Raw genomic sequence first — 398 nt, 5'->3', positions numbered from 1 at the left:
GGTGGAAACTGGGCCGATACGGATGCCAGTGGTGTGGATCTCAGTGATCCCACGATGGTAGATTTTACTGGATTGAGTGCAGGTTCTTATACTTTCACTTATACAGTGACTCCTGGTGAGGAATCAGAATGTATTGCCGATAGTTCTGAAGTTGAGATCGTGATCGATGCCCCTGTGAATGCTGGAGGAGATGGCAGCGTACAGTATTGTGAGGATGATACAGCCTTATCCTCAATAAATCTATTTTCGATCATTACAGAAGAGGATGCCGGTGGAAACTGGGCCGATACAGATGCCAGCGGGGTAGATCTCAGCGATCCAACGTTGGTAGATTTTAGTAGTCTGTCTCCTGGAACTTACACCTTTACTTATACAGTAAGTCCGGATGATGAGAATTC

1 protein-coding gene is annotated in these 398 nt (G+C 46.0%); it reads left to right on the top strand.

Features of this window, described 5'->3' with window-relative positions; all coding sequences use genetic code 11:
* Positions 1-398 (top strand): hypothetical protein (locus tag LB465_RS18120; RefSeq protein WP_224471319.1); only part of this gene is annotated, 398 nt, incomplete at both ends.

The organism is Salegentibacter lacus (assembly GCF_020164555.1).
Classification (GTDB): domain Bacteria; phylum Bacteroidota; class Bacteroidia; order Flavobacteriales; family Flavobacteriaceae; genus Salegentibacter; species Salegentibacter lacus.
The sequence above is the reverse complement of the archived record's forward strand: the minus strand, read 5'-3'. Positions and strand labels throughout refer to the sequence as shown.